Here is a 26,695-nt window from a genome sequence, read left to right on the forward strand (position 1 = left end):
GAACCGATGACCCGAGTGCTGGTCGTGGAAGACGACCCCCAGCTCGTACGGGCACTCGTGATCAACATGCAGGCCCGCCAGTACGGAGTGGACGCGGCGCCCGACGGCGCCACGGCCCTCCGGCTGGCCGCCGCGCGTCAGCCGGACGTGGTGATGCTCGACCTCGGACTGCCCGACATGGACGGGGTCGACGTCATCAAGGCGCTGCGCGGCTGGACCCGCGTACCGATCCTGGTGCTGTCCGCACGGCAGGCCTCCGACGAGAAGGTCGCCGCGCTGGACGCGGGCGCCGACGACTACATCACCAAACCGTTCAGCATGGACGAACTCCTCGCCCGGCTGCGGGCCGCGGTCCGCCGCACCGAGGACGTGCCGCTCGCCCCCGAGACCACCCGGGTGGAGACGGCCGACTTCACCATCGACCTGCTCGCCAAGAAGGCGGTGCGGGCCGGTCACGACGTACGGCTCACCCCCACCGAGTGGCATCTGCTGGAGATCCTGGTCACCAACCCCGGCCGGCTCGTCACGCAGAAGCACCTGCTGCGCGAGGTGTGGGGAGTCACCCAGAGCAGCAAGACCAACTACCTGCGGGTCTACATGGCCCAGCTCCGCCGCAAGCTGGAGGCGGACCCCTCCCACCCCAGGTACCTGATCACCGAGCCCGGCATGGGCTACCGCTTCGAAGGATGACATGGCACGCGGCAGGCTCCGGATCTACCTCGGCGCGGCACCCGGCGTGGGCAAGACCTACGCCATGCTCTCCGAGGCCCACCGCCGGATCGAGCGCGGCACCGACTGTGTCGTGGCGTTCGTCGAGCACCACGACCGGCCGCGCACCGAGGTGATGCTGCACGGCCTGGAGGAGATCGCGCGCAGGGAACTGGAGTACCGGGGCGCGGTGTTCACCGAGATGGACGTCGACGCCGTCCTCGCGCGCCGCCCCCAGGTCGCCCTCGTCGACGAACTCCCGCACACCAACATCCCGGGCTCCCGCAACGCCAAGCGCTGGCAGGACGTGGAGGAGCTGCTGGCCGCCGGGATCGACGTCGTCTCGACGGTCAACATCCAGCACCTGGAGTCCCTCGGCGACGTCGTGGAGTCCATCACGGGCGTACGGCAGCAGGAGACCGTGCCCGACGAGGTGGTACGGCGGGCCGACCAGATCGAGCTGGTCGACATGTCGCCCCAGGCGCTGCGTCGGCGCATGGCGCACGGCAACATCTACCAGCCGGACAAGGTCGACGCGGCCCTGTCCAACTACTTCCGCCCCGGCAACCTCACCGCCCTGCGCGAACTCGCCCTGCTCTGGGTGGCGGACCGGGTCGACGAGTACCTGAACGCGTACCGCAGCGAGCACCGGGTCTCGAAGATCTGGGGTTCGCGGGAGCGCATCGTGGTCGGCCTGACCGGCGGCCCGGAGGGGCGGACCCTCATCCGGCGGGCGGCACGGCTCGCCGAGAAGGGCGCGGGCGGCGAGGTGCTCGCCGTCTACATCTCCCGCAGCGACGGCCTCAACTCGGCCTCCCCGAAGGAACTCGCCGTCCAGCGCACCCTCGTCGAGGACCTCGGCGGCACCTACCACCACGTCGTCGGCGAGGACGTCCCGGCCGCGCTCCTCGACTTCGCGCGCGGGGTCAACGCCACCCAGATCGTCCTCGGCGTCTCCCGGCGCCGGAGCTGGCAGTACGTCCTCGGTCCCGGCGTCGGCGCCACGGTCGCCCGGGACTCAGGACCCGACCTCGACGTGCACCTCATCACCCACGGCGAGGCCGGCAAGGGGCGCCTCCCGCTGGGCCGTTCGGCGCGGCTCGGCCGGTCCCGGCTGATCTGGGGCTGGCTGACCGGGGTGCTCGGGCCGCTGCTGCTCACCTGGCTGCTGACCTCGGCGGCACCGGAGGTGGGCCTCGCCAACGACATGCTGCTGTTCCTCGCCCTGACGGTCGCCGCGGCCCTGCTCGGCGGGCTGCTCCCGGCGCTCACCTCGGCGATGGCCGGCTCGCTGCTGCTCAACTGGTTCTTCACCCCGCCCGTTCACACCCTCACCATCGCCGACCCGAAGAACATCGTCGCCATCGCGATCTTCGTTGGGGTCGCGGTGTCCGTGGCCTCGGTGGTGGACCTGGCCGCCCGGCGCACCCAGCAGGCGACCCGGCTGCGCGCCGAGTCGGAGATCCTGTCCTTCCTCGCGGGCAGCGTGCTGCGCGGCGAGACCAGCCTGGAGGCGCTCCTGGAACGGGTGCGGGAGACGTTCGGCATGGAGTCGGTGGCGCTGCTGGAACGCGCGGACGACGTGGCGCCGTGGACCTGCGCCGGCAGCGTCGGGCCGCAGCCCTGCCGGACGCCGGAGCGCGCGGACGTCGACGTGCCGGTCGGCGACCACATGACCCTCGCCCTGTCCGGCCGGGTGCTGCCGGCCTCCGACCGGCGGGTGCTGGCCGCGTTCGCCGCGCAGGCGGCCGTCGTGCTCGACCGGCAGCGGCTCCAGCAGGAGGCGGACCAGGCCAAGGAGCTGGCGGAGGGCAACCGCATCCGCACCGCCCTGCTGGCCGCCGTCAGCCACGACCTGCGCACCCCGCTGGCCGGCATAAAGGCCTCGGTGTCCTCCCTGCGCTCGGACGACGTCGACTGGTCCGAACAGGACCGGGCGGAGCTCCTGGAGGCCATAGAGGCGGGCGCCGACCGGCTCGACCATCTCGTCGGCAACCTCCTCGACATGTCCCGCCTGCAGACCGGCACGGTCACGCCCATCGTCCGCGAGGCCGACCTGGACGAGGTGGTGCCGATGGCGCTCGGCGGGGTCCCCGAGGACAGCGTCGAGCTGGACATCCCGGAGACGCTGCCCATGGTGTACGTCGACAAGGGGCTCCTGGAGCGGGTCGTCGCCAACGTGGTCGAGAACGCCGTCAAGTACAGCCCCGCGGAGACCCCCGTGCTGGTCAAGGCCAGTTCCATGGCCGACCGGGTCGAGGTGCGCGTCGTGGACCGCGGACCCGGCGTCCCCGACGAGGCCAAGGACCGCATCTTCGAGCCGTTCCAGCGGTACGGCGACTCACCACGCGGTGCGGGGGTCGGGCTGGGCCTCGCGGTGGCCCGGGGCTTCGCCGAGGCGACGGGCGGCACGCTGGCCGCCGAGGACACCCCCGGCGGCGGCCTCACCATGGTGCTGACCCTGCCGATCGCACCGGGCCGCGGACCGGGACGGCCGGACCGGCCCGCTGCTGTCACCTCATAGCGCTGCCACCCGGGCCGCTGCCCGGGCTGCTACGACAACTGCCGTGAGTCCAGCGGCAGATGCCAGCTGTTGCGGCGGTGCGCGGCGGCCAGCGCCTCCTCCAGCGGGGACGGCGGCACGGCCAGCACCGGGCAGTGCGCGTGGGACAGGCAGTAGCGGGCCACCCGGCCCGAGAAGGCCCGGTGCCAGCCGCGCCGCCCCGCGCCGACGACCAGCACGTCGTCCTCCCGGTCCGCCGTCTCCACCAGGGACAGCCCCGGGGTGCCGCGCACCACGAGGCCGTGCAGCGGGGTGCCGGGCCCGGCGTCGCCGAAGACCTCCGCCAGCACGTCGAGCAGCCGCTGCCGGGCCATCCGCTGCCACTCGTCGACCAGCAGCATCGAGGCCGGCGAGCGCCGCGTCGCCAGTTCGCCGCCCGGCGGCTCCCACACGAGCACCGGCCACAGTTCCGCGTCCCGGCGCCGGGCCTCCGCCGCGGCCCGGGACAGGGCCGTGACGCTGCCCAGCGAACCGCTCACGCCGACCACGACCCGAACGGGCGCGAGGGCGTCGTCACCGGACATCACTCCACCGATCTTCCGTAGAAGTCCCGGGCCGATCCCGGGGCGGACGGGTACCCCGATCCGGTTCCATGACACTCCGCCGAACGGGTGACGGCCAGTGCCCGGAGCACTTCTTGGCGCCCCTCTGACGGGCGCTGCGCATACCGCTGTTCATGCCGCTCCGCATGCTCTTGCGCTACCCCTGTGCATGCCGCTGTGACGGCCGCCACCTGCATCGAAGACCGCTCCGTCAGCGTCCCGTCAACGTCGCCCCGATCACCGTCAGCGTCCCGTCATGAGGCATCGGAGGGGTGCCGGGAGCGGGCATAGCGTCTTGGGCAAGCCCCGGCCGGCCTCCCCGCCCCGGGGCACCAGTTCCGTCCTGTGCCAGGAGGCATGCCATGCCAGAACGCGTGTGCGGTGACGACTCGGAGCCTTCCGATCGCTCCCCGGCCGGACCCCTGTTCGTACCGGTCCGGCCGGGACCCGCGGGATGCGCGGCCCGGTTCTTCCGCACCCCGCTCGGTGAGCGCACCGCCGTGGGTTTCACCTCGGCCCGTGCACTCGCCGCCACGCTCGGCCCCGACCAGGCCTGGATCCGGCTCGCCGCACCCGCGCTGCGTGCCCTGGCCGCACCGCTCGGCGTCACCACCGTGACCGTCGACCCGCAGCTGTCGGCGCCGGCCCCCGTACCGGTGGCGCCGTTCGCGCCCCGTCGCCGGGTCGCCGCGGACCGCCCGCAGAGCCTGACCGCCTGACCGCCTGACCGTCTGAACCGCCTGATTCGTCTGAGAGGGGAGCGGTCGATGACCACCCTGCACGAACCCGTCGTCACCACCACGCCCGCCGATCTGTCGGTGTGGCCCGCCTCCACCACCGAGCCCCGGCCCGGCGACCTCGCCGTCGGCGGGGTCCCGCTCGCCGAGGTCGCCGACCGCTTCGGCACCCCCGTCTACGTCCTCGACGAGAACGAGGTCCGCGAGCGCTGCCGCACCTACCGGCACGCCTTCCCCGACGCCGAAGTCCTCTACGCCGCCAAGGCGTTCCTGTGCCGGGCGATGGTCCACTGGACCGAGGAGGAGGGCCTCGGCCTGGACGTCTGCTCGGCCGGCGAGCTGGAACTGGCGGTCACCACCGGGTTCCCGCCGGAGCGGATCGTGCTGCACGGCAACGCCAAGTCGCCGCGCGACCTGGAGACCGCGCTGCGGCTGGGCGTCGGACGGATCGTCATCGACAGCCCCTCCGAGATCGCCCGGCTCGCCGCCGCCGTAGGACCCGACGGCCATCAGAAGGTCATGGTCCGGGTGGTGCCCGGGATCAGCGCGGGCGGCCACGAGAAGATCCGCACCGGCACCGACGACCAGAAGTTCGGGCTCTCCATCGCCGACGGATACGCCCAGCACGCCATCGCCCGGATACTGGACCAGCCCCAGCTCGAACTCACCGGACTGCACTGCCACCTGGGCTCCCAGATCACCAGCGTCAAGCCGTACCTCGCCGCCGTGCGCCGGATGGTCGGGCTCATGGCCCGGCTGTACGAACAGCACGGACTGGTGCTGCCCGAGCTGGACCTCGGCGGCGGCCACGGCATCGCCTACCGGCCCGGCGAGGAGGCCCTCGACCTCACCGCCCTGGCCCGCAGGGTGCGCGCCGAACTGACGGACGCGTGCGCGGCGGCCGGGCTCCCGGTGCCCCGCCTGATCATCGAGCCGGGCCGGGCCGTCGTGGGTCCGGCCGGGATCGCCGTGTACCGCGTCCTCGCCGTCAAGAAGACCGGCGACCACACCTTCGTCGCCGTCGACGGCGGCATGAGCGACAACCCGCGGCCCGCGCTCTACGGCGTCCGGTACGCGCCCCGGCTCATCGGCCGGTCGAGCGCGGCGCCCACCGCCCCGGTGACCGTCGTCGGCCGGCACTGCGAGGCGGGCGACGTCCTGGCCGCCGACGTCGAACTCCCCTCCGACCTGCGCCCCGGCGACCTGCTCGCGGTCCCGGTGGCCGGCGCCTACCACCTCTCCATGGCGTCCGGCTACAACCTGGTCGGCCGCCCGCCGGTCACCGCCGTCCGCGACGGCCACGCCCGGCTGCTGGTCCGGCGCGAGTCCCTGGACGACATCCGCCGCCGGGACGTCGGGCTCTGACCTCGCCCGCACCCCGACCCACCTCCGGGCGAGCGGCGGCCCGGCCCCCGCCCGGAGGTGCTCCATGTCCCGGCCCGGGAACGGCACGCACACCGGCCGGCCCGCCCGGGCCCGCCCACGGGCGCGCGGACCGGGCGCGGAGGACACTGTTGCCGACCGTCCCACCGGCCGTGACGAGGTACCGATGGCGTATGGCCTGGCACGCCGTGAACTGCGTCCGAGGGTTCCGCTGCGCCCGGGCGAGGGCGACAAGCACCGCCTGAGCAGCCTGGAAGGCCTGGCCGCGCTCTCCCTGGACGCGCTCAGCTCGGTGGCGTACGGTCCCGAGGCGATCGTGCTGGCCCTGGTGGTCGCGGGCACCGGGGCGCTCACCGCCACCCTGCCCATCACCCTCGCGATCACCTTCCTGCTCGCCGCTCTCGTCGTCTCGTACGGGCAGGTCATCGCCGTTCACCCGGACGGCGGTGGCGCCTACGCCGTCGCCAAGGCCGATCTCGGCGGCACGGCGAGCCTGCTGGCCGCCGCCAGCCTGGTCGTCGACTACGTCCTCACCGTCGCGGTCAGCCTCGCCGCCGGTGCCGACGCGCTCGCCTCGGCCTTTCCGGCCCTCGCCCACGACAAACTGCTCGTCTGCCTGGTCGGCCTGGCCCTGCTGGCGGCCGTGAACCTGCGGGGCGTCACCGAGAGCGCCCGGGTGCTGATGCTGCCCACCCTCCTGTTCATCGTGGCGATCCTCGGTGTGATCCTGCTCGGCCTGCTGCGCGCGCACCCGGTCGCCGTCGTCGGCACCGACCAGCCCGTGCACGCGACCGAGGCGCTGAGCGCGCTGCTGATCCTCAAGGCGTTCTCGTCCGGCTGCTCGGCCCTGACCGGCGTCGAGGCCATCGCCAACGCCGTACCGACCTTCCGCACCCCCGGCGTCAAGCGCGCCCAGCGCACCGAACTGATGCTCGGCGCGCTCCTCGGGACCATGCTGATCGGCCTGGCCGTCCTGATCCGCCGCGACCATGTCGCCCCGCGCGGCGGGGTCACCGTCCTCGCCCAGCTCACCGCGGGCGCCTACGGCACCGGCTGGCCCTACTACGCCACCAACCTGATCGTCACCCTCGTCCTGGGCCTCGCCGCCAACACCAGCTTCGGCGGGCTGCCGGTGCTGATGAGCCTGCTCGCCCGCGACCACCGGCTGCCCCACCTCTTCGGCCTGCGCGCCGAACGCCCGGTCTACCGCTACGGCGTGGTGGCTCTGGCGCTGCTGGCCGCCCTGCTCCTGGTGGCCACCGACGCCGACACCCACCGGCTGCTCCCGCTCTTCGCCATCGGCGTCTTCATCGGCTTCACCCTCAGCCAGACCGGCCTGGTCCGGCACTGGGCGACCCGGCGTCCGGCCGGCTGGAAGCGCCGCGCGCTGATCAACGGCACCGGCGCCGTGCTCACCACCCTCGCCGGGGTCATCCTGCTGTTCACCAAGTTCCTCTCCGGCGCCTGGGTGGTCGTGATCGCCGTACCGCTGATGATGCTGCTGTTCGCCCGCATCCAGCGCTACTACACCGAGGTGGGCGAGGAACTGGGCCTCGGCCGGATCCCGGAGCCGCCGGCCCGGCGCACCGCCAGTCTGGTGATCGTGCCGATCGGCGAGGTCAGCAAGCTCGCCCGGCACGCTCTCGGGGCCGCCCTCGCCCTCGGCGACGAGGTGGTCGCGGTCGCGGTGCACGCCGACCCGGCCAGGTCCCGGGCGCTGGAGGAGGCCTGGGCGCGCTGGAACCCCGGCGTGCGCCTCGACATCGTCGACAGCCCGCACCGCTCGCTGGTGCAGCCGATCGTCGACTACGTGCAGCGGGCGGCGGCGGACGGCCGCCAGGTGGCCGTACTCATCCCGGAGGTCGAGCCCCGGCACCGGCGCTACGAGATCCTGCAGAACCAGCGCGGCCTGCTCCTCGCCACCGTCCTGAGGGCCCGCACCGACGTCGTGGTGTGCATGCTGCCGTACCGGCTGAAGCTCTGACGGCCGCCTTGTCGGCTCCTTGAACGGACTCCTACAGTGCGCCCCGTAATGTTCGCCGACCCCGTCGAAACTTTCGACAGGGCCAGGGGAGGGGCACACCCATGCGCACGTACGGCAACCCGGTCATCCCCGGCTTCCATCCCGACCCGAGCGTGTGCCGGGTCGGGGACGACTACTACCTCGTCTGTTCCAGCTTCGAGTACTTCCCCGGCGTCCCGCTCTTCCACAGCCGGGACCTGGTGCACTGGCGGCAGCTCGGCAACGTCCTCGACCGGCCGGAGCAGTTGGGCCTCCCCGACGACACCCCGGCCTCGGGCGGGGTGTACGCCCCGACCATCCGGCACCACGACGGGCTCTTCCACGTCATCACGACCAACGTGAGTGCCGGCGGGACCTTCCTCGTCACCGCCGAGCGGCCCGAAGGGCCCTGGTCCGACCCGGTGTGGATCGACGTCCCCGGCATCGACCCGGACCTCGCCTGGGACACGAACGGCGACTGCTGGTGCGCCGTGGCCGGGGTCGCGGTGGCCAGGATCGACACCCGGACCGGCAAGGTCCTGGAGGGGCCGCTGCCGATGTGGTCCGGGACGGGGCTGCGGGACCCGGAGGCACCGCACCTGTACCGGGTCGGGGAATGGTGGTACCTGCTGGTCGCCGAGGGCGGCACCGCGCTCGGGCACGGGGTGTCCGTGGCCCGCGCCCGCTCGCCGCGCGGCCCCTGGGAGCCGGCGCCCGGCAATCCGCTGGTCTCGCACCGGGGCACCCGGGAGCCGATCCAGTGCACCGGCCACGCCGACCTGGTCCAGGCCGCCGACGGCAGGTGGTGGGCGGTGCTGCTCGGCACCCGGCCGCGCGGCTGGTTCCCCGAGTTCCACGTCCTCGGCCGGGAGACCTTCCTGGCCCCGGTGGAGTGGGCGGACGGCTGGCCGCGCATGGGCCCGGTGCGGGAGCGGCACGAAGCCCCGGCCGCCTGGCACCCGGTCGAACAGCCGCCCGCACGCGACGACTTCACGGCCCCCGCCCTCGCGCCGCACTGGATCTCCCCGCGCAGCCGGCCGGACGGGTCCTGGTCGCTGACCGAGCGCCCCGGACGGCTGACGCTCACGGCCACCGGGGACAGCCTCGACCGCGCCGGGCACACCTTCGTCGGCCGGCGCCAGCAGCACGCCGACTGCCGGGCCGCCGCCCTGCTCGAACCGGGCCCGGGCCGCGCGGGCCTGACGGTCCGCATCGACGAGGCCCACCACTACGACCTCGAAGTGAGCGGGGGAGTGGCGAGCGTGGTCGTGCGGATCGGGCCGGTACGGCAGCGGATCGCCGAAACCCCGGTGCCGGCAGGTCCTTCGACCCTCGTCGTGGAGATCCGCACGGCCCGGGTGCCGGCGCCCACCGGCACCGCACCGGGCCAGGACCACGGGTCCGGTGTGCGCCCCGGCGGGCCCGACGCCGTGACCCTTTCGATCGAAACGTCCGACGGTGTCGTCCGACTGGCCGAACTCGACGGCCGTTATCTCTCCACCGAGGTGGCGGGCGGGTTCACCGGCCGGGTCATCGGCATGTACGTCACCGAGGGGCGGGCCGCCTTCGACTGGTTCGCGTACACGCCGATGAGCTGATGCGCGACACCTTGACGCTCCTGATGCGCCTTTCTAGAGTCGCCGTTCGGAACGTTCGATGAAAACACCGAATGTTTCGAAAACGGCGGCCCCAGAGCACTACGAACCAGGACGGCGTCGGTCGTCCCGTACCCCAAGGAGCGCATCATGGGCGACCCGGCACTGTCCCGTCGCGGTTTCCTGGCGGCCGGCGCGGCCGTCGGTCTGGGCATGACCGCCCTCAGCGGCTGCGGCGGCTCGGACTCGGGGACGTCGGGGGGAATCACCACCGTCGAGTGGTGGAACATCTCCACGACCGAGCCGGCGAAGGGCGTCTGGGCGGCCCTCGCCAAGAAGTTCGAGGCGCAGAACCCCAAGGTCAAGCTGAAGATCGTCCAGCTGGAGAACGACGCCTACAAAACGAAGATGACGGCGCTGACCGCCTCCGGGAAGCTCCCCGACATCTTCCACACCTGGGGCGGCGGCGTCCTCCAGCAGCAGGTCGACGCCGGACTCGTCAAGGACCTCACCGACCCCACCAAGTCCTGGGCCGACGGCCTGCTCCCGGTGGCCAAGCAGCCGTACATCCTCGACAACAAGACGTACGGCATCCCCTTCGACATCGGCATGGTCGGGTTCTGGTACAACAAGGCGCTCTTCAAGAAGGCCGGGATCAGCACGCCCCCGACCACCTGGAGCGGCTTCCTGGACGCCGTGAAGAAGCTGAAGGCCGCCGGTGTCACCCCGCTCGCCCTGGCCGGCAAGGAGAGCTGGACGGGCATGTACTACTGGGCGTACCTCGCGATGCGCACCGCCGGCATCGACGCCCTCAAGAAGGCGGACGGCGACAAGGACTTCACCGGTGCCGGGTTCGTCGAGGCCGGACAGCACCTGAAGGACCTCGTCGACCTCCAGCCCTTCCAGAAGGGGTTCCTGGGCGCCGCCTACTCCACCCCGACCGGCCAGGCCGCCACCGTCGGCAACGCCAAGGCCGCGATGGAGCTGATGGGCCAGTGGGCCCCGAACGTCGAGGCCGACGCGGGCAAGGGCATCGGCGCCGACCTCGGCTTCTTCCCCTTCCCGGCCGTCGAGGGCGGCAAGGGCGCCCTCACCGAGGTGTTCGGAGGCGGCGGCGGACACGCGCTGCGGGCCGACGCCCCGCAGGCCGCCCTCGACTTCCTGAAGTTCTTCGCCTCCGAGACGACGGACGCGGAACTGGTGAAGAAGACCGGAGTGCTCCCCGTCGTCCCCGCCGCCGAGAGCGCCCTGACCGACGCCAACCTCAAGCTCGTACAGGCCCAGTTGAAGGCGGCCACCGGCTTCCAGCTCTACCTCGACCAGGCCTACGCGCCCGCCGTCGGCCAGCAGGTCAACGACAGCGTCGCCAGCCTGATAGCCGGGTCCAAGTCGCCCCAGGACGTCGCCCAGGCGATCACCAAGACCGCGAAGGAAGAGCAGTAGGCCGCCCGATGACCTCGACCTACCTGCCCGGCACCCGGCCGGGACCGGACACCGCGCCCCGGCCGCTCCCGGCCCAGGGCCGGGCCCGCTCCCGGCGCCGGCTGCTGCACTGGCTCACCGCGATGGGCTTCCAGCTGCCCGCCCTGGTCCTGTTCGGCGCTCTGGTCCTGCTGCCGATCCTGTTCGCCGTGTACGCCTCGTTCTTCCGCTGGGGCGGCTTCGGCATGCCCTCCGACTACACCGGCGCCGACAACTTCACCCGGCTCTTCCAGGACGACGTCTTCCTCGGCGACCTGTGGCGCTGCCTGCTCCTGGTCGTGCTGTCGCTGGCGCTGCAACTGCCGTTCGCGCTCGCCATGGCGGTCCTGCTCAACCAGCGGATCCGCGGCCGGGCCGTCTACCGGATGCTGTTCTTCGCGCCGTACGTGCTCTCCGAGGCGATCACCGGCGTGTTGTTCGGCATGATCTTCGCCCCCGGCGACGGGCTCGCCGACCACGTGCTGAGCGACCTCGGCCTCGGCGCGCTCGGCGGGAAGTGGTTCGCCGACCCCTCCACCGTCATGGCCACCCTCTTCCTGGTCATGACCTGGAAGTACTTCGGCTTCCACATGATGCTCTACCTGGCCGGACTCCAGTCCATACCGGCCGAGTTGACGGAGGCCGCGACCGTCGACGGCGCCTCGCCCTGGCAGCGCTTCCGGCACGTCACCCTGCCGCTGCTCGCGCCCACCCTGCGGATCAGCGTCTTCCTGTCGGTGATCGGCTCCATCCAGCTCTTCGACCTGGTATGGGTGGTCACCGCGGGCGGCCCCGACCACCACTCGGAGACCATGGCCGTGACCATGTTCCAGTACGGCTTCAAGCGCTACCAGGTGGGCTACGCCAGCGCGATCAGCGTCGCCATGTTCGGCGTCAGCCTCGTCTTCGCCCTCGCCTACCAGCGGTTCGTGCTCCGCCGCGATCTGGCGGGCGCCACCACGAACATGCGGGGGGACGGCGCATGAGCGACAGCCGCAAGACCGTACGCACACTTCCGCTGCACCTGGTCCTCGTGGTGGTCGGCGCCCTGATGGTCGTACCCCTGCTGTACGCCCTGCTCTCCGGGTTCAAGACGACCGGCGAACTGTCCAGCAACCCGGTCGGGCTGCCCGAGTCCTGGATCACCTCCAACTACGGCGGGATCCTCGGCTCCGGCGCGTTCTGGCGGATGGTCGGCAACAGCACGCTGATCGCCGTCGCCACCACCGTCCTCGTGGTCGCGGTCTCGGCGCTCGCCGCCTTCTCCTTCGCGCGGTTCGCGTTCCGCGGACGGGAAGTGCTGTTCACCGTGTTCACGATGGGCCTGATGTTCCCCTTCGCGGTGGCCGCCCTGCCCCTCTTCCTGCTGCTGCGCTCCATGGGCCTGCTGGACAACCCGCTGGGCGTGATCCTTCCGCAGGCCGCGTTCGGGCTGCCGATGACCATCATCATCCTGCGCGGCTTCTTCCGGGAGATCCCCGGCGAGCTGGAGGAGGCCGCCACCCTCGACGGCTGCGGGCCGTTCGCGTTCTTCTGGCGGATCCTGCTGCCCATGGCCCGGCCCGCGCTCGGCACCGTCTCCGTGCTCGCGGTCGTCACCAGCTGGAACAACTTCTTCCTGCCGCTGCTGGTCTTCACCGATCCGAAGTGGTGGACGATCCCGGTCGGCGTGCAGCAGTTCCAGGGCCAGTACGCCACCGACACCGCCCGGGTCTTCGCCTACCTGGTCCTCGCCATGGTCCCCGCCCTGGCCTTCTACTCGGTCGCCGAGCGCCAGCTGGTCGGCGGCCTCACCGCCGGCGCCACCAAGGGCTGAACACCCCTTCCACGGACAGGAGTCGCACGATGTCCCGTACCCGGCTCAGCCGTACCCGCCTCAGACTCACCGGCGCCCTCGCGGCCGTACTCGTGGCCGCCGGGGTGGCCACCGGCCCCGCCGCCCAGGCCCACGACCGGCCGCCCACCCTCGCCGAACTGGCCCAGCGCCACGGGCGCTACTTCGGCAGCGCCACCGACAACCCCGAACTCACCGACACCGCCTACACGAAGCTGCTCGGCACCGAGTTCGACATGATCACACCCGGCAACGGCATGAAGTGGTACGCCACCGAACCCCAACAGGGCGTCTTCGACTGGACCGACGGCGACCAGATCGTGAACCTGGCCCGGAAGAACCACCAGCGGGTCCGCGCCCACACCCTGGTCTGGCACAGCCAGCTGCCCGACTGGCTCACCTCACGCGACTGGACGGCCCCCGAACTGCGGGCGGTCCTGAAGAACCACATCCAGACCGAGGTACGGCACTACCGGGGCAAGGTCTACTCCTGGGACGTCGTCAACGAGGCCTTCAACGAGGACGGCAGCTACCGCGAGACCCTCTGGTACAAGACGCTCGGCCCCGGCTACATCGCGGACGCGCTGCGCTGGGCCCACCAGGCCGACCCGCACGCCAGGCTCTACCTGAACGACTACAACATCGAGGGCCTCGGCGCGAAGAGCGACGCCTACTACGCGCTCGCCCGGCAGCTGAAGGCACAGCACGTGCCGCTGGACGGCATCGGCCTCCAGGCCCACCTCGCCCTCCAGTACGGCTATCCGACCACCCTGGAGGAGAACCTCCGCCGCTTCTCCGGCCTCGGCCTGGACACCGCGCTCACCGAGGTGGACGTACGGATGCAACTGCCGGCCACCGCCGAGAAGCTGGCCGAACAGGCGACCTGGTACTCGGATCTGACCAAGGCGTGTCTCGCGGTGCGCAGGTGCGTGGGGATCACCGTCTGGGACTACACGGACAAGTATTCGTGGATCCCGGCGTTCTTCCCGGGTGAGGGCGCGGCCCTGCCCTGGGACGAGCAACTCGCGCCCAAACCGGCCTACTTCGCGCTGCGCACAACGCTCGGCTACACCGGGTGACCGTCCCCGGACGCACGTCGGGGCCGGTGCGCACCATGTGTGTGCGTCCGGCCCCTGCTGGTCACCGGGCGGAGCGGCGGGGCCGCCCGGGGTGGTGCGGTGGGTCTGTGAGCGGGTCTGTCAGGCGGCGGTCACCACGTGGCCGGCACCGAGCGGGCGGTGCGGCGCGATGATCTGGCCGTCGGGCAGGAGCTCACCGGTGTCCTCGAAGAGCAGAACGCCGTTGCACAGCAGGCTCCACCCCTGCTCCGGGTGGTGCGCCGTGAGGCGGGCGGACTCCCGGTCGGCGGATTCGGCTGTCGGACACGGCGGCTGGTGCTGGCACATGGATAGGGTCTCTCGCTCGGTCTTGGTCATGTCGTCCCCCGTGGTGATGTGACGGTCGGAAACCAGTCTTGCCTTCCTGGCGTTGCTCCGCAGGGATTTCGCTGCACCGCCTCTCACAGGTTGGAGACGCGTCACCCGGGCGGACGGTTCACTTCCAGAGGGTTGCCGATTCGGATGGTTTCGCATGGCCGGATGGGGCTAGTCCGGACGGTGCACCGGTACCCCGCCCCCTGTCCTGCGGTGGCGGGGTACCGGTGCGGGCGGGTTCAGGCGGGCGTGATGAGCAGGGGGGCCGGGGCGATCCGGTCGGTCAGCACCGGGAGCAACTCGGCGACCAGGTGCGGCCGGTGGGCCGCGATACCGGGCGGGGCGGGCGCCAGCGGCACCAGCAGGTCGGTGGCGGCCGGGTGTCCCTCGGCGCCGTCCGCCGTGCAGTCGCCGTGCAGCCACAGAGCGAGCATGTAGAGCCCCGGGAGGGACAACAGACGCGGCTGGTACGTCTGTTGCAGTGCCTCGGCCTGGTGCAGGGCGCGCTCGGTGGAAGCGATGTAGGGGCCCTCGAAGAAGTGCGAGAAGGCCCAGCCGTCCGGGGTGAGCATCGTCTCGGCCGCGGCCACCGCCCGGTCGCCGCAGCGGATCAGGAAGCGCCAGCCGGCCAGCCGGGTGGCGGACACGCCCTCCGGGGTGATCCGGTCCATCACGTGCACGGGCAGCGGGAGGTCGGGGGTCGCGGGTCCCTGGGCGGTGCGCAGGGAGGGGGTGCGGGCCTCGCGGACCGCGGTGGGGGAACCGAGGGCGGTGAGGACGGAACGCAGTGCGGGCGCGGGGGCAGGAGGGACGTGCAGCGGCATGGTGGGTCGCCTCTCATTCGACAGGCGCGGCGGCGCGAGGGCAGGGGCGGACGGCGCTGTCAGCTCACAGGAAGTCAGAGAGGCGGGGGCCCGGTGGGGTGACGAGGGGTGCGGGCGTTGCCTGCCGCACGTCGCTCGGGCGGCAGGAACCAGACCGTGGGCGCCAGCCTTCTGCCTTGTTCGCGGAGTTTATACGACGCCTGTTCAGGTGGTGTTTCACCGGGATGTTTAACAGAAGAGAGCAAGGCGCAATTCGGCCGTTGATTCGTGTGGAATCCTCCCGTTTTCCAGCCCGTCGGAACACCGCTGACCTCGGATTACGAGGCCGTCGCGGTCGGCCGGATGTCATCGGCGTTTTTCACGAGGGGTACGGGGAACCCGAAGTTGCGTGCGGCGTCATGCCTCGTGAATGTGCCGCGGGACACATTCCAACAGAGTAGCGGGTGACGATGGAGCGCGCGACGTTATCGATCGCCTCCGCTGGGCATCATCCCACCTGGACTCGGGACACCGCGGCGGCCGGAAGCCCGGCCCGCCCATTCGAGGAGGGACGCTTCGATGGGGGAGAAGGTCGTGGCGGGCCGGTTCGACCTGTCCGATCGCCGGCACTACCGCGAAAAGCTCCAGGACTGCCTGACGGGGCTGGAGCGGCTGCTGGTGGAGAAGCGGTTCGACCGCCCCAAGAACCTCATGGGCGTCGAGATCGAATTGAATCTGGCGGGTTCCGACGGCATGCCGAGAATGTTGAACGGACAGGTTCTCGAACGTATCGCGAGCCGTGATTTCCAAACAGAACTCGCCATGTTCAACCTGGAAGTGAACATAGCCCCACACCGGCTCGACGGCCGGGTTTTCGACCGGCTCGCCGAGGAACTCCGCACCTCCCTGGCGTACGCCGACCGCAAGGCGGCCGAGGTGGACGCCGGGATCGTGATGACCGGCATCCTGCCCACCCTGGAGCGGGACGACCTGGTCTCCGCGAACCTCTCCGAGGTGGACCGGTACACCCTGCTCAACGACCAGATCGTGGCCGCCAGGGGTGAGGACTTCCTGCTCGACATCGAGGGCGTCGAGCACCTCGTGTGCACGTCGAAGTCGATCGTCCCGGAGGCCGCCTGCACCTCCGTGCAACTGCACCTCCAGGTCACCCCGGCCCGCTTCGCCGACGTGTGGAACGCGGCGCAGGCGGCGGTCGCCGCGCAGATCGCGGTGGGCGCGAACTCCCCGTTCCTGTTCGGCCGCGAACTCTGGCGGGAGTCCCGTCCCCCGCTGTTCCTCCAGGCCACCGACACCCGCCCGCCCGAGCTCCAGGCGCAGGGCGTACGGCCGCGCACCTGGTTCGGGGAACGCTGGATCAGCTCCGCCTTCGAGCTGTTCGAGGAGAACCTGCGCTTCTTCCCGGCGCTCCTGCCGATCTGCGACGAGGAGGACCCGCTGGCCGTCCTCGACGCGGGCGGAGTGCCGAAGCTCGCGGAACTCGTCCTGCACAACGGCACGGTGTACCGCTGGAACCGGCCGGTCTACGGCATCGCCGACGGCGTCCCCCACCTGCGCGTCGAGAACCGCGTGCTGCCGGCCGGCCCCACCGTCACCGACGTCGTCGCCAACGCGGCGTTCTACTACGGCCTGGTCCGCGCCCTCGCGGAGGAGTCCCGCCCGGTCTGGACCCGGCTGCCGTTCGCCGCGGCCGAGGCGAACTTCGACGCGGCGTGCCGCCACGGCATCGACGCGCGCCTGGTCTGGCCGAGGCGCGCGCGGTACGGCGGCGGCACCGCGGAGGTGGACGCGGTCACCCTGGTCCGCGACGAGCTGCTGCCGCTGGCCCACGCGGGGCTGGACGCGTGGGGAGTGGAGCCCGCCGACCGGGACTTCTACCTGGGCGTGATCGAGGAGCGCTGCCGGCGGCGGGTCAACGGCGCGTCCTGGCAGGCGGCGACGTTCCACCGGGCACGGGAGCAGGGGCTGCCGAGGGACGCGGCGCTGGCCGCGATGACGCGGCGGTATGCGGAGCTGATGAACGAGGGGGATCCGGTGCATATGTGGCCGGTGGGGTTATTGGAGCCGGTGCCGTTGGGGTGAGGCCGACGGGGCTGCGTTGTGGGGGGTGCGGTGCGTTGCCGGGTGCGGCGGCGTGGGGGTTGGTCGCGCCCGCGCGGCGGAGCCGCACATAGACACAGCCCCGCGCCCCTTTCGGGGCGCTGTTGTGGGGGTCGGTCGTACCTGCCCCGGGTTGATCGGGCAAGCTGTGGTGTCCCATGGCATGGGGTGGTGGGTTTGCCCGACTGGAGGCAGGAGTGCAGGTGGAGGCGGATCAGGTGGCCGGTGCTTATCCACTGGAGCGGCCCTCGCAGCGCATGTTCAGGGACGAGACGCTGCTCGTGCTGGGGCTTTCGCTCGGGGCGAGCGGGGTGTCCGCCCTGATCAGCTTCATCGGATCGGTCACCAAACCGGGCGGCCTGAAGGACCAGGCGGCGACCCTCAACGCGTCGGCCGCGCCGGGCCGCCCCTGGCTGGACCTGGCCTGGCAGCTCTTCGGCATCGCGACGGCGCTCGTCCCCGTCCTCCTCGTCGCCCACCTCCTCCTGCGCGAGGGCGCGAGCCTGCGCACGCTCGGCTTCGACCGCACCCGCCCCTGGCCCGACCTCGGGCGCGGCGCCGGGATCGCCGCGGTGATCGGCAGCACCGGCATCGCCTTCTACCTCGCCGCACGCGGTCTCGGCTTCAACCTCACGGTGGTGCCGGAGGCGCTGCCCGGCGTGTGGTGGAAGTACCCCGTGCTGATCCTCTCCGCGATGCAGAACGCGATCCTCGAAGAGGTCATCGTCGTCGGCTACCTGCTGCGCCGGCTCGACCAGTTGGGCTGGACCGCCGGCACGGCGCTCGTGGCCAGTTCCGTCCTGCGCGGCTCCTACCACCTCTACCAGGGGATCGGCGGCTTCGTCGGCAACATGGTGATGGGCGTGGTCTTCGTCTACCTGTACCGGCGGTGGGGCCGGGTGGGCCCCCTGGTGGTGGCGCATTCGCTGCTCGACATCGGCGCGTTCGTCGGATACGCGCTGCTCGCCGGCAAGGTGGGCTGGCTGCCTACGGCGTGAGCAGTTCGCCGTCGACGACGGTGACGGCGCGTCCGGTCAGCAGGGTGCGGTCACCGCGCAGCGAGGTGCGGACGAGCCCGGTGCGCCGGGAGGCCTGCAGCCCCGTCAGATCGTCCCTGCCGAGCCGCCCGGCCCAGTGCGGCGCGAGCGCGGTGTGGGCACTGCCGGTCACCGGGTCCTCGTCGATCCCGACGTTCGGGAAGAAGCAGCGGGAGACGTAGTCGTACCCCTCGGCCGGGTCCTCGGCGCGGGCGGTGGCGATGATCCCGCGCGTGGAGTGGGCGGTGAGGGCCTTGTGGTCGGGGGAGAGGCCGCGCACGGTCTGCTCGTCGGCGAGTTCGAGGAGCAGGTCGCCGACGTTCGGGCCGGTGTCGAAAGCGGCGGCCGGTTCGGCGCCGAGTGCGCCGGCGACCCCGTCGGGTACGTCGACCCGGGTGAGCGGGGCGGTGGGGAAGTCGAGGGTGACCGATCCGTCGCCGCCCGGCGTCGCGACCAGCACCCCGCTCCGGCTGGCGAACCGCACGGGCCCGGTGTGCGCCCCCGTGGTGTGCAGCACGTGCGCGGTGGCCAGCGTGGCATGCCCGCACATCGCGACCTCGGTGACGGGCGTGAACCACCGCAACGCCCAGTCCGCGTCGCCGCCCCCGGGCAGCGGGTGCGCGAACGCGGTCTCGGCGTGGTTCACCTCCATGGCGACGTTCTGCATCCACCCGTCGTCAGGAAAGGAGTCGAGCAGCACGACCCCGGCCGGGTTCCCGGAGAACGCCCGCTCCGCAAAGGCATCGACAATCCGAATCCGCATGCCCCAGACGCTAGGACGCCCCCGCCGATCCCGACCAAGGCCAATCCCAGAACCCTGGCCCGATTTCCCCAGCCGGAGCCGAGTACCACCCACCAGCACTCGCCAGATGCCGCCCGCCCACCCGCGCCTCCCCACCGGCACGCCTGCCCGCACCTGGCCAGCCCCCCTCAGGGGCGCGGAGAACTGCGCGAAAACCCACGACGGCGCCGCACCGGCTCCCGATTGGCCGGCCCTCGACGGCGCGCCCCTCGGGGGCGCGGGGAACTGCGCGAGAACCCGCGACGGCGTCGCACTCGCCCCCGACCGGTCGTCCCACGGCGCGTAGGCGCCCGGCGCCCCCGGCAAGACGAAAGGGCCGACCCGTCACCAGGTCGGCCCTCCTGAGCGGAACGCTCAGTCCGTGCCGAGTTCCATCGCCGCCCGGTCCAGCAGCTCGTCCGCGTCCTGCGTGGCCTCCCCGCGGGACGCGATCGCCTCGGCGCCGCCCTCCGGCATGCTGCCGATCAGGCCCGTCGCCGCGGCCTGCGCCGCCCCGATCGCCGGGTTGGCGGAGCCGATCAGCCCCAGCCCCGCGTACTGCTCCAGCTTCGCGCGGGAGTCGGCGATGTCGAGGTTGCGCATGGTCAACTGCCCGATCCGGTCCACCGGACCGAACGCCGCGTCCTCGGTGCGCTCCATCGACAGCTTGTCGGGGTGGTAGCTGAAAGCAGGGCCGGTCGTGTCGAGGATCGAGTAGTCCTCGCCGCGCCGCAGCCGCAGCGTCACCTCACCGGTGACGGCCGCGCCGACCCACCGCTGCAGCGACTCCCGGATCATCAGCGCCTGCGGGTCCAGCCACCGGCCCTCGTACATCAGGCGTCCGAGCCGCCGGCCCTCGTTGTGGTACTGCGCGACCGTGTCCTCGTTGTGGATCGCGTTGACCAGCCGCTCGTAGGCCGCGTGCAGCAGCGCCATGCCCGGCGCCTCGTAGATGCCCCGGCTCTTCGCCTCGATGATCCGGTTCTCGATCTGGTCGGACATGCCGAGCCCGTGCCGACCGCCGATCGCGTTGGCCTCCATGACCAGTTCGACGGCGGACTCGAACTCCTTGCCGTTGACGGTCACCGGCCGGCCCTGGTCGAAGCCGATGGTGACGTCCTCGGGCAGGATCTCGACCTCGGGGTCCCAGAACCGCACGCCCATGATCGGCTCGACGGTCTCGATGCCGTTGTCCAGGTGCTCCAGGGTCTTCGCCTCGTGCGTGGCACCCCAGATGTTGGCGTCGGTGGAGTACGCCTTCTCGGTGCTGTCCCGGTACGGCAGCCCGTGGGCCACCAGCCACTCGGACATCTCCTTGCGGCCGCCGAGCTCGGTCACGAAGTCCGCGTCCAGCCAGGGCTTGTAGATCCGCAGGTGCGGGTTGGCAAGCAGCCCGTACCGGTAGAACCGCTCGATGTCGTTGCCCTTGAAGGTCGACCCGTCGCCCCAGATCTGGACGTCGTCCTCCAGCATCGCCCGCACCAGCAGCGTGCCGGTGACGGCACGGCCGAGCGGGGTGGTGTTGAAGTACGCCCTCCCGCCCGAGCGGATGTGGAACGCACCGCAGGTGAGCGCGGCGAGGCCCTCCTCGACCAGCGCGGCCCTGCAGTCCACCAGGCGGGCGATCTCGGCGCCGTAGGTGTGCGCACGGCCGGGCACCGAGGCGATGTCGGGCTCGTCGTACTGGCCGATGTCGGCGGTGTAGGTGCACGGGACGGCGCCCTTGTCGCGCATCCACGCGACCGCGACCGAGGTGTCGAGCCCGCCGGAGAAGGCGATGCCGACGCGCTCGCCGGCGGGAAGGGAGGTGAGGACCTTGGACATAGGAAGATTATGCATGAGACCGCATGGTCATGCAACGTCCCTGTTGGGCTCGCCCGAAGGCGACCTGTCTCGGCGGCGACGGGAGGTGTCCGGCACCGCTTCACGAGCTGCCTACGGGCCTCGATGCTCAGGGCGCATTCGCGTGGAGCACTCGCGCCTGCCGCTCCGCGGCCTTTCAGTCCCGCGGTGCCACGCGGATCCGGTTCCCGTCGGGATCTGCTGCGAGGAAGGTCGGCCCGAACCCCAGATCATGAGGCTCGCGCAGGATCGTGACGCCCTTGGACCGCCACTGCTCGAAGATCGCGTCGATCTCGTCGGGTCCGCTGTCGACGGCCAGGCACACCTCGCTGGTGCGCGGGACGTCCGGTGACAGGTCCTCGAACTGGCCGGACCACAGGGCGAGGCCGGCGCCGGGCCCGAGGTCGAAGGTGATGTAGCCCGGAGTCTCGAACGAGGGGCTCATGCCGAGAAGGCCGCCGTAGAAACGAGCCGCGGCGGGAGCGTCGTTCACGTAGACGATGGACAGGACGGATGTGGTCATGGTTGTTCCCTCGCGCAGGTCGTTGGTGGGCATCCATCAGCCTGGCCGGGATATACGCCGCATCGTGTCGCAATTCCTTGAAAAAATCGGCGTGTGACCCCAGACCGCTTCTTCTCCCTGATGCTGCTCCTCGCATCGAGGGATCCCGTGACCACGCAGGAACTTGCCTCGGCGCTCGGGGTGTCCCTTCGAACCGTCACCCGGGACCTGAACTGGCTCCGCGACGCCGGTCTGCCGGTGACCGCACACCGGGGCCGCCTCGGAGGCGTGACCATGCTGCCCGGGTCCGGGCTCGACCTCACGCGACTCACACCGGGCGAGCGTGATCATCTGTCCCTCACCGGGCTGGACGAGAAGCAACGCGCGGAGCTCGACGCATCCGCCGAAAGCCGACGGGCGCTCTCCAAGATCGCCGCTGCGCGGTCACGTCGGGTTCGTGAACTCCTGCCGCTCACCGACGTGGTGCACGTGGACAGCCGTCCCTGGCTCCAGGCGCCCACTTCCGGTACGACTCCGGCTTCGCTGATCGGCCCGGTACGGCGAGGCCGCCGGCTGCGGATCGAGTACGACAGCTCACGCGAGTCATGCTCACGCGCCCTGGTCGTGGATCCCTACGGGCTGTTCGCCAAGGCCGGCACCTGGTACCTCGTCGCCGACCGGGCCCGAGTGCCACGGATGTACCGACTCGAACGGATCACGGCGTGGAAGGAAGTCGACCAGCCGCGGCGGATCCGCGAGAGCCAGACCCTGGCCACCGTCGCCGCGGCGCTCGTTGATCAGTGGGAACAGCATCATGCGATAGAGGTCAGCGCCACCGTCGACGAGACCCAGATCGAGCGGGCGCGACGGATCTTCGGCCGACGCCTCGTCCGGGACGACCGTGAGGGATCCGCCACCGGCCACAAGGTGACGATCCGCTTCCTGCAACTGGAGGACGTCCGGGCGCTGCTGCCGTTCGGGAGCGCCATCACTGTGCACGGCCCCACCGAAGCCAGGGCTCACCTCCGCGACCTCGCCACCCACCTCGCCCACCACTATGCGCCGTCGCCACCGTCCTGACCCGCAACGACCGACAGGCGATCGGCCGCGGTCGAAGGGGCCTGTTCGGAGGGGCTTGTCATCCGAACGGTTCCGATATATCGTTGAGACATCGCGAAAGATACGCGACAGATCAACGATGGATGGAGTGATTGTTATGCGTTCCCACGGATTCGAGCGTGGACATGGACAGGCCGGCCCTCACCCGCAGGGGCGGGGCGGCTTCGGTGGGCGGGACGGTCGTCGTGCGGCGTTCGGGCCCTTCGGCCCGGGTGGGCCCGGCTTCGGTCCCGGCGGACCCGGTTTCGGACCGGGCCACTGGGGGCCGCGAGGGCGCGGTGGCCCGAGGGGAAGGGCGCGGCGCGGTGACGTGCGGGCCTCGATCCTGGCCCTGCTGAAGGACCGCCCGATGCACGGTTACGAGATGATCCAGGAGATCGCCGAGCGCAGCGGCGGCGCGTGGAAGCCCAGCCCCGGCTCGGTCTACCCGACGCTCCAGCTGCTGGAGGACGAGGGCCTGATCGCCAGCGAGAGCGAGGGCGGCAAGAAGCTGTTCTCCCTGACCGACAGCGGCCGTACCGCCGCCGACGAGGGCCCCGACGCCCCCTGGGAAGAGGCTTCCCGCGGGGTGGACTTCGAGGCCCTGAGCGAGATCCGCCAGGCCGGCTTCGGCCTGATGGAGGCCTTCGGGCAGGTCTGGAAGACCGGCAGCAAGGAGCAGCGCGAGAAGGCGCTGGCCGTCATCAACGAGACCCGCAAGAAGCTGTACCTCATCCTCGCCGACGAGGACTGACCCACGGCGCACAGGGCGCCCCCCGGACCACTCCGGGGGGCGCCCTTCCGTGTGCGGAGGAACGGGCTCAGGCCACCAGGCCGCCCAGCTTGCGCAGCGACTCGTTGAGGGCCGCCGTCGCCGAGTCCTTGAGCTTGCCCGCCATCAGCGACACGGCCGCGCCCGTGAACTCGCCGTCGATCCGCACGCCGGTCGCGTCCGCGTCCGGAGTGAGCGTGTAGCGCGTGGCGACGGTCACCGCCATCGGGCCCTTGCCACGGATCGCCAGCACCCGGGCCGGCTCCAGTTCCTCGATGGTCCACTCGACCTCCGCCGGGAAGCCCATCAGCTTCATGTTCTCCTGGAAGGTGCCGCCCACCGCCAGGGTCTCGGGGCCGCCCTTGGGAAAGTTGGTGTGGGTCGCGTTCCACTCGCCGTACGCCGACCAGTCGGTGAGCTGTGCCCACACCTTCTCGGCCGGTGCCTGGATGCGTGCCTCCGCGCTGACTTCGGCCATCGGGCCACCCCTTCGTGTCGGGCTACGGTGTCGCGGAACGTAGCCGCAGGGCCTCGAACATTCAATACTGATGAACCGTCAGGAAATGTGCGGATCCGTGAGCCGCCGCCCCGGCGGCCGGTCCCGCCCCGGCCGCTCAGCCGACCCGCCGTATCAGCGCCGCGTCGAAAAGGTCCCACGCGCGCGGCAGCGCGCTCTCGTCGTGGCAGTGCCAGGCGTCCCAGAACAGGTCCGCGAGCAGCGCGTCCGCCGGGGCGTAGACCCGGTACACGTACTGCCTGCCGTCGACCGCCGGCAGGGCGACCAGCCAGCAACAGCACCCGCTCTCCATGTCAGGGGGAGACGTACGGCGGGTGTGCGACGGTTGCGTAAGGGGCGCGCGGCAAGACGGCGCGCGCCTGTTGGCCGGAATCAGCCTGATCTCATCCGCAAGGAGGAGATTCCGGCCATCCGCGTCCACTCTGCGTGGGACGCGAAAATGCTTCCCCCTGCCGATGACTCAGGCCTGCGGGATTGATGGGGTAGGGGTGTGCAACCCCGTATTCCCCGCCAGCCCGCCCAGGACCAGGGCGGTATCCACGCGGACGACGATGCCGGGCTCGGTGCCGGGCCGGCAGCGGTGGTCGCCGGTGCCCGCCGCCGGGCCGTGCGGGACGGGGACCGCCAGGTCGACACCGCCCATCTGCTGCACTCGCTGATCGAGTCCGACCCCGACGTGCGCGCCGTCATCGGCGACGCCCCGCAACTCGCCCGCCTGCTCGGCTACCTCGTGCAGCGCAGCATCGGCTACGGCCTGCGCTGGCAGGGCGGGATCGAGGACTCCGGCGCGCTGCCCGCCCTCGCGCACGCCGAGCGCAGGGCCGAGGGCAAGGGCGACGGCGCCTGGTCGCCGGTGGCCGCCGCCGCCCTGGAGTACGCCCGCAGCCGCGCCCGGCGCCGCGGCGCGGCCCACTGCGACGGCATCGACCTGCTCGCGGGCCTGGTCCTCGACCCGGAGTCCCGGGCCGTGGAGGTGCTGGAGCGGGCCGGGGTGGCCGCCCGCGCGCTGGCCGTGCGGATAGACGGCGACGGGGCGGTCGGGCAGGCCGGGGCGGCCGGGCCGGTCGGCGCGGTCCCGGACGCCGAGGCGGAGCGCCGCACGTCCGGCCGTTGAGACAGGTGCCATTGGGGGTGACGGTCATGTCGCCTGCTGGCATCATGTGCCGGTGCACACCACTGACAGCAGCCATGGAAAGGGCCTCGGGCTCTCCCTCGCCGTCGGCTCGGCGCTCGCCTTCGGCGGCTCCGGCGTCGCCGCCAAGCCCCTGATCGAAGCCGGACTCGCGCCGCTGCACGTGGTGTGGCTGCGGGTGGCGGGCGCCGCGCTGGTGATGCTGCCGCTCGCCGTCCGCCACCGCGATCTGCCGCGCCGCCGCCCGGCGCTGCTCGCCGGGTTCGGCCTGCTCGCCGTGGCCGGCGTCCAGGCCTGCTACTTCGCCGCGATCTCCCGGATACCGGTGGGAGTGGCGCTGCTCGTGGAGTACCTCGCTCCCGCGCTGGTGCTCGGCTGGGTCCGGTTCGTGCAGCGGCGGCCGGTCACCCGCGCCGCCGCGCTCGGTGTGGTCCTCGCGGCGGGCGGCCTCGCGTGCGTGGTGGAGGTGTGGTCGGGGCTGCGGTTCGACGCGCTGGGGCTGGTGCTGGCGCTCGCCGCGGCCTGCTGCCAGGTGGGGTACTTCGTGCTCGCCGACCACGGCGGGGGCGAGGAGGCGGATCCGCTCGGGGTGATCGCGTACGGGCTGCTGGTCGGGGCCGGCCTGCTCACGGTGGTGGCCCGGCCGTGGGAGATGGACTGGTCGGTGCTGGGCGGCTCCGTGCGGATGAACGGGGGCACGGTGCCCGCGGGGGCGTTGCTGGCCTGGATCGTGCTGGTGGCGACCGTCATCGCCTACATCACCGGTGTGGTGTCGGTACGCCGGTTGTCTCCGCAGGTGGCGGGGGTGGTGGCCTGCCTGGAGGCGGTGGTGGCGACGGTGCTGGCCTGGGTGCTGCTGGGGGAGCATCTGTCGGCGCCGCAGGTGGTGGGGGGATCCGTGGTCCTGCTGGGCGCGTTCATCGCGCAGTCCTCGACTCCGGCGAAGGAGTCGGTGGTGAGCCGGAGCACGGCGAAGGAGCCGGTCGCCTCGGCCTGAGTGCTCCGCTGCGATGGCCGCGATGGGCCGCGGTTCGTCCGCGGCGCCGTCGTGGCCGGTCGGGCGGTTCCTCGCGTCCCTTCGGGGGTGCTGCCGGCGGGCCCTCGCCGGAACCCGCCTCAGGCACCCGTCAGGTACGGGGGCACCGGGACATCGGCCGCCAGGTCGCCGTTCGGGACCGGGGCCTCGTACCCCTTGCGCAGCGGCAGCACGCCCGCCCAGTGCGGGAGGTCCAGGTCCTCCGGATCGTCGTTCGCGCCGCCCGTACGGGTCTTGGCGGAGACCTCGGTCAGGTCGAGGCGGATCACCGCGGTCGCGGCCAGTTCCTTCTTGTCGGCGGGGCGGGAGTCGGCGGTCCGGCCCGGCACCACGTGGTCGACCAGGGCGTCCAGCGCGCGGCTCTTCTCGGCGGGGTCGGTGACCTGGTGGGCGATGCCGTGCACCACCACGGAGCGGTAGTTGACCGAGTGGTGGAAGGCCGAGCGGGCCAGCACGAGGCCGTCGACATGGGTGACCGTCACGCACACCGCGAGCCCGGGGTCGGCCTGGCCGGTCATCCGCAGCGGGCGCGAGCCCGTCGAACCGTGCAGGTACAGGACCTCGCCGACCCGGCCGTACAGCGTCGGCAGCACCACCGGCGCGCCGTCGCGCACGAATCCGAGGTGGCAGAGGTAGCCCTCGTCGAGGATCGCGTGCACCAGCTCCCTGTCGTACGACGCCCGCTCGGCGGAGCGGGTGGGAACGGTGCGGTCCGTCCTCGGGTAGGCGGCGGGCTGGGCCGGGACGGTCCCCGGTACGGCTGTCTCCATTGCGCATCTCCATTGCACTAGTGCATAAT

General features: G+C 71.8%; 25 protein-coding genes. 16 read left to right on the plus strand and 9 right to left on the minus strand.

Annotated elements, in window-relative coordinates:
• The first annotated feature begins 6 nt into the window (after nucleotides 1–6).
• Complete coding sequence (locus tag AB0D74_RS14735; RefSeq protein WP_351494670.1) at nucleotides 7–690, plus strand: response regulator transcription factor; 684 nt, start codon at nucleotides 7–9, stop codon at nucleotides 688–690.
• A 1-nt stretch (nucleotide 691) separates the two neighbouring features.
• A complete protein-coding gene (locus AB0D74_RS14740; protein ID WP_362585217.1) occupies nucleotides 692–3,232 on the plus strand; it encodes an ATP-binding protein in 2,541 nt (846 codons plus the stop codon).
• A gap of 29 nt (nucleotides 3,233–3,261) precedes the next feature.
• On the opposite strand, the gene AB0D74_RS14745 is transcribed toward AB0D74_RS14740, so the two are convergent.
• On the minus strand, nucleotides 3,262–3,795 hold the full coding sequence (locus AB0D74_RS14745) for a universal stress protein (RefSeq protein WP_362585220.1): 534 nt from the start codon (nucleotides 3,793–3,795) through the stop codon (nucleotides 3,262–3,264).
• A 380-nt stretch (nucleotides 3,796–4,175) separates the two neighbouring features.
• Between AB0D74_RS14745 and AB0D74_RS14750 the strand changes: the two genes are divergently transcribed.
• The 8 genes from AB0D74_RS14750 to AB0D74_RS14785 all read left to right on the plus strand — a co-directional run bounded on the left by AB0D74_RS14750 (nucleotide 4,176) and on the right by AB0D74_RS14785 (nucleotide 13,904).
• Nucleotides 4,176–4,532, plus strand: a complete 357-nt coding sequence (locus AB0D74_RS14750; protein WP_362585223.1) for an SAV_915 family protein — start codon at nucleotides 4,176–4,178, stop codon at nucleotides 4,530–4,532.
• Between the two features lie 48 nt (nucleotides 4,533–4,580).
• A complete protein-coding gene (gene lysA / locus AB0D74_RS14755) occupies nucleotides 4,581–5,915 on the plus strand; it encodes a diaminopimelate decarboxylase (RefSeq protein WP_362585226.1) in 1,335 nt (444 codons plus the stop codon).
• A gap of 184 nt (nucleotides 5,916–6,099) precedes the next feature.
• Nucleotides 6,100–7,917 carry an APC family permease gene (locus AB0D74_RS14760; RefSeq protein ID WP_362586001.1) on the plus strand — a complete coding sequence of 606 codons (1,818 nt, stop codon included), beginning with the start codon at nucleotides 6,100–6,102 and terminating at the stop codon, nucleotides 7,915–7,917.
• Nucleotides 7,918–8,018: 101 nt separating this feature from the next.
• Nucleotides 8,019–9,533, plus strand: a complete 1,515-nt coding sequence (locus AB0D74_RS14765) for a glycoside hydrolase family 43 protein (protein ID WP_362585229.1) — start codon at nucleotides 8,019–8,021, stop codon at nucleotides 9,531–9,533.
• 147 nt (nucleotides 9,534–9,680) lie between these two features.
• The gene (locus AB0D74_RS14770) at nucleotides 9,681–10,973 is read left to right on the plus strand and encodes an extracellular solute-binding protein (RefSeq protein ID WP_362585232.1); all 1,293 of its coding nucleotides are present in this window, start codon (nucleotides 9,681–9,683) and stop codon (nucleotides 10,971–10,973) included.
• 8 nt (nucleotides 10,974–10,981) lie between these two features.
• Complete coding sequence (locus AB0D74_RS14775; RefSeq protein WP_362585235.1) at nucleotides 10,982–11,977, plus strand: sugar ABC transporter permease; 996 nt, start codon at nucleotides 10,982–10,984, stop codon at nucleotides 11,975–11,977.
• Complete coding sequence (locus tag AB0D74_RS14780; RefSeq protein WP_362585238.1) at nucleotides 11,974–12,807, plus strand: carbohydrate ABC transporter permease; 834 nt, start codon at nucleotides 11,974–11,976, stop codon at nucleotides 12,805–12,807. Before AB0D74_RS14775 ends, AB0D74_RS14780 begins: the two co-directional genes overlap by 4 nt.
• Nucleotides 12,808–12,836: 29 nt before the next feature.
• Entirely contained in the window at nucleotides 12,837–13,904 is a 1,068-nt protein-coding gene (locus AB0D74_RS14785) for an endo-1,4-beta-xylanase (protein ID WP_362585241.1), read from the plus strand.
• Nucleotides 13,905–14,024: 120 nt separating this feature from the next.
• Here AB0D74_RS14785 and AB0D74_RS14790 read toward each other — a convergent pair whose 3' ends face one another.
• Together AB0D74_RS14790 and AB0D74_RS14795 are read right to left on the minus strand one after the other, a co-directional pair.
• Nucleotides 14,025–14,231, minus strand: a complete 207-nt coding sequence (locus tag AB0D74_RS14790; protein ID WP_362586004.1) for a DUF5999 family protein — start codon at nucleotides 14,229–14,231, stop codon at nucleotides 14,025–14,027.
• A gap of 266 nt (nucleotides 14,232–14,497) precedes the next feature.
• Entirely contained in the window at nucleotides 14,498–15,082 is a 585-nt protein-coding gene (locus AB0D74_RS14795; RefSeq protein WP_362585244.1) for a hypothetical protein, read from the minus strand.
• Between the two features lie 558 nt (nucleotides 15,083–15,640).
• Between AB0D74_RS14795 and AB0D74_RS14800 the strand changes: the two genes are divergently transcribed.
• Nucleotides 15,641–17,161 (plus strand): glutamate--cysteine ligase, encoded by a 1,521-nt coding sequence (locus tag AB0D74_RS14800; protein WP_362585247.1) that lies wholly within the window; start codon nucleotides 15,641–15,643, stop codon nucleotides 17,159–17,161.
• A 275-nt stretch (nucleotides 17,162–17,436) separates the two neighbouring features.
• Nucleotides 17,437–18,177, plus strand: a complete 741-nt coding sequence (locus tag AB0D74_RS14805) for a type II CAAX endopeptidase family protein (protein WP_362586007.1) — start codon at nucleotides 17,437–17,439, stop codon at nucleotides 18,175–18,177.
• Here AB0D74_RS14805 and AB0D74_RS14810 read toward each other — a convergent pair.
• The 3 genes from AB0D74_RS14810 to AB0D74_RS14820 all read right to left on the minus strand — a co-directional run bounded on the left by AB0D74_RS14810 (nucleotide 18,167) and on the right by AB0D74_RS14820 (nucleotide 21,362).
• On the minus strand, nucleotides 18,167–18,979 hold the full coding sequence (locus tag AB0D74_RS14810) for a PhzF family phenazine biosynthesis protein (protein ID WP_362585250.1): 813 nt from the start codon (nucleotides 18,977–18,979) through the stop codon (nucleotides 18,167–18,169). The two genes, AB0D74_RS14805 and AB0D74_RS14810, sit on opposite strands and share 11 nt — an antisense overlap.
• Before the next feature lie 393 nt (nucleotides 18,980–19,372).
• Nucleotides 19,373–20,821 carry an argininosuccinate synthase gene (gene argG / locus AB0D74_RS14815; RefSeq protein ID WP_362585253.1) on the minus strand — a complete coding sequence of 483 codons (1,449 nt, stop codon included), beginning with the start codon at nucleotides 20,819–20,821 and terminating at the stop codon, nucleotides 19,373–19,375.
• A gap of 175 nt (nucleotides 20,822–20,996) precedes the next feature.
• On the minus strand, nucleotides 20,997–21,362 hold the full coding sequence (locus AB0D74_RS14820) for a VOC family protein (protein ID WP_362585256.1): 366 nt from the start codon (nucleotides 21,360–21,362) through the stop codon (nucleotides 20,997–20,999).
• A 93-nt stretch (nucleotides 21,363–21,455) separates the two neighbouring features.
• On the opposite strand from AB0D74_RS14820, the gene AB0D74_RS14825 reads away from it, so the two are divergent.
• On the plus strand, nucleotides 21,456–22,421 hold the full coding sequence (locus AB0D74_RS14825) for a WYL domain-containing protein (protein WP_362585259.1): 966 nt from the start codon (nucleotides 21,456–21,458) through the stop codon (nucleotides 22,419–22,421).
• Nucleotides 22,422–22,557: 136 nt separating this feature from the next.
• The gene (locus tag AB0D74_RS14830; protein WP_362585262.1) at nucleotides 22,558–23,193 is read left to right on the plus strand and encodes a PadR family transcriptional regulator; all 636 of its coding nucleotides are present in this window, start codon (nucleotides 22,558–22,560) and stop codon (nucleotides 23,191–23,193) included.
• 67 nt (nucleotides 23,194–23,260) lie between these two features.
• Here AB0D74_RS14830 and AB0D74_RS14835 read toward each other — a convergent pair whose 3' ends face one another.
• Together AB0D74_RS14835 and AB0D74_RS14840 are read right to left on the minus strand one after the other, a co-directional pair.
• Complete coding sequence (locus tag AB0D74_RS14835; protein WP_362585265.1) at nucleotides 23,261–23,689, minus strand: SRPBCC family protein; 429 nt, start codon at nucleotides 23,687–23,689, stop codon at nucleotides 23,261–23,263.
• A 136-nt stretch (nucleotides 23,690–23,825) separates the two neighbouring features.
• A complete protein-coding gene (locus AB0D74_RS14840; protein WP_177233345.1) occupies nucleotides 23,826–24,020 on the minus strand; it encodes a hypothetical protein in 195 nt (64 codons plus the stop codon).
• A gap of 198 nt (nucleotides 24,021–24,218) precedes the next feature.
• Here AB0D74_RS14840 and AB0D74_RS14845 point away from each other — a divergent pair, with 198 nt between their 5' ends.
• The gene (locus AB0D74_RS14845; RefSeq protein WP_362585269.1) at nucleotides 24,219–24,842 is read left to right on the plus strand and encodes a Clp protease N-terminal domain-containing protein; all 624 of its coding nucleotides are present in this window, start codon (nucleotides 24,219–24,221) and stop codon (nucleotides 24,840–24,842) included.
• 46 nt (nucleotides 24,843–24,888) lie between these two features.
• Nucleotides 24,889–25,857 carry an EamA family transporter gene (locus AB0D74_RS14850; protein WP_362585272.1) on the plus strand — a complete coding sequence of 323 codons (969 nt, stop codon included), beginning with the start codon at nucleotides 24,889–24,891 and terminating at the stop codon, nucleotides 25,855–25,857.
• A 119-nt stretch (nucleotides 25,858–25,976) separates the two neighbouring features.
• Here the strand turns inward: AB0D74_RS14850 and AB0D74_RS14855 are convergent, their stop codons facing one another.
• Complete coding sequence (locus tag AB0D74_RS14855) at nucleotides 25,977–26,666, minus strand: pyridoxamine 5'-phosphate oxidase family protein (RefSeq protein ID WP_362585275.1); 690 nt, start codon at nucleotides 26,664–26,666, stop codon at nucleotides 25,977–25,979.
• Nucleotides 26,667–26,695 lie beyond the last annotated feature (29 nt).

Origin of the sequence: Streptomyces sp. NPDC048278, from assembly GCF_040652195.1 — a bacterium.
Classification (GTDB): domain Bacteria; phylum Actinomycetota; class Actinomycetes; order Streptomycetales; family Streptomycetaceae; genus Streptomyces.

Bases quoted from the DNA above. Each gene is read 5' to 3' on its own strand.
- AB0D74_RS14800 (WP_362585247.1), top strand. From the start codon at position 15,641: ATGGGGGAGAAGGTCGTGGCGGGCCGGTTCGACCTGTCCGATCGCCGG.
- AB0D74_RS14855 (WP_362585275.1), bottom strand. From the start codon at position 26,666: ATGGAGACAGCCGTACCGGGGACCGTCCCGGCCCAGCCCGCCGCCTAC.
- AB0D74_RS14775 (WP_362585235.1), top strand. From the start codon at position 10,982: ATGACCTCGACCTACCTGCCCGGCACCCGGCCGGGACCGGACACCGCG.
- AB0D74_RS14770 (WP_362585232.1), top strand. From the start codon at position 9,681: ATGGGCGACCCGGCACTGTCCCGTCGCGGTTTCCTGGCGGCCGGCGCG.
- AB0D74_RS14805 (WP_362586007.1), top strand. From the start codon at position 17,437: ATGTTCAGGGACGAGACGCTGCTCGTGCTGGGGCTTTCGCTCGGGGCG.
- AB0D74_RS14780 (WP_362585238.1), top strand. From the start codon at position 11,974: ATGAGCGACAGCCGCAAGACCGTACGCACACTTCCGCTGCACCTGGTC.
- lysA (WP_362585226.1), top strand. From the start codon at position 4,581: ATGACCACCCTGCACGAACCCGTCGTCACCACCACGCCCGCCGATCTG.
- AB0D74_RS14760 (WP_362586001.1), top strand. From the start codon at position 6,100: ATGGCGTATGGCCTGGCACGCCGTGAACTGCGTCCGAGGGTTCCGCTG.
- AB0D74_RS14830 (WP_362585262.1), top strand. From the start codon at position 22,558: ATGCGTTCCCACGGATTCGAGCGTGGACATGGACAGGCCGGCCCTCAC.
- AB0D74_RS14835 (WP_362585265.1), bottom strand. From the start codon at position 23,689: ATGGCCGAAGTCAGCGCGGAGGCACGCATCCAGGCACCGGCCGAGAAG.
- AB0D74_RS14735 (WP_351494670.1), top strand. From the start codon at position 7: ATGACCCGAGTGCTGGTCGTGGAAGACGACCCCCAGCTCGTACGGGCA.
- AB0D74_RS14810 (WP_362585250.1), bottom strand. From the start codon at position 18,979: ATGCGGATTCGGATTGTCGATGCCTTTGCGGAGCGGGCGTTCTCCGGG.
- AB0D74_RS14820 (WP_362585256.1), bottom strand. From the start codon at position 21,362: ATGACCACATCCGTCCTGTCCATCGTCTACGTGAACGACGCTCCCGCC.
- AB0D74_RS14840 (WP_177233345.1), bottom strand. From the start codon at position 24,020: ATGGAGAGCGGGTGCTGTTGCTGGCTGGTCGCCCTGCCGGCGGTCGAC.
- argG (WP_362585253.1), bottom strand. From the start codon at position 20,821: ATGTCCAAGGTCCTCACCTCCCTTCCCGCCGGCGAGCGCGTCGGCATC.
- AB0D74_RS14745 (WP_362585220.1), bottom strand. From the start codon at position 3,795: ATGTCCGGTGACGACGCCCTCGCGCCCGTTCGGGTCGTGGTCGGCGTG.
- AB0D74_RS14795 (WP_362585244.1), bottom strand. From the start codon at position 15,082: ATGCCGCTGCACGTCCCTCCTGCCCCCGCGCCCGCACTGCGTTCCGTC.
- AB0D74_RS14750 (WP_362585223.1), top strand. From the start codon at position 4,176: ATGCCAGAACGCGTGTGCGGTGACGACTCGGAGCCTTCCGATCGCTCC.
- AB0D74_RS14785 (WP_362585241.1), top strand. From the start codon at position 12,837: ATGTCCCGTACCCGGCTCAGCCGTACCCGCCTCAGACTCACCGGCGCC.
- AB0D74_RS14740 (WP_362585217.1), top strand. From the start codon at position 692: ATGGCACGCGGCAGGCTCCGGATCTACCTCGGCGCGGCACCCGGCGTG.
- AB0D74_RS14790 (WP_362586004.1), bottom strand. From the start codon at position 14,231: ATGTGCCAGCACCAGCCGCCGTGTCCGACAGCCGAATCCGCCGACCGG.
- AB0D74_RS14765 (WP_362585229.1), top strand. From the start codon at position 8,019: ATGCGCACGTACGGCAACCCGGTCATCCCCGGCTTCCATCCCGACCCG.